Annotated in this window: 1 protein-coding gene; it reads right to left on the bottom strand. The window is 60.7% G+C overall.

The genetic code is table 11. The features are described 5' to 3' along the window. Positions 1–298, bottom strand: a 298-nt coding sequence (gene nadA, locus EE949_RS10500; protein WP_164666746.1) for a quinolinate synthase NadA, incomplete at both ends; no start/stop codon positions are given.

Raw genomic sequence — 298 nt, 5'->3', positions numbered from 1 at the left:
CGACGATCTCCAGCGCGCAGCCAGAGGTCACCACCCAGTCAGCCCGGGCCTTGACCGCTGCAGAGGTGTTGGCATAGACCACTACGGTACGCTCGGGATGCTGATCGCAAAACGCTGAGAACTCGTCGACCGGACAGCCCAGATCCAGCGAGCAGGTCGCTTCGAGCGTCGGCATCAGCACGCGTTTTTCAGGGTTGAGAATCTTGGCGGTTTCGCCCATGAAGCGCACGCCCGCCACCAACACGGTTGTGGCTGAATGGTTGTTGCTGAAACGCGCCATCTCCAGAGAGTCGGACAA

The sequence above is a fragment of the Pseudomonas viridiflava genome (assembly GCF_900602065.1).
In the GTDB taxonomy this organism is placed as follows: Bacteria; Pseudomonadota; Gammaproteobacteria; order Pseudomonadales; family Pseudomonadaceae; genus Aquipseudomonas.
The sequence above is the reverse complement of the archived record's forward strand: the minus strand, read 5'-3'. Positions and strand labels throughout refer to the sequence as shown.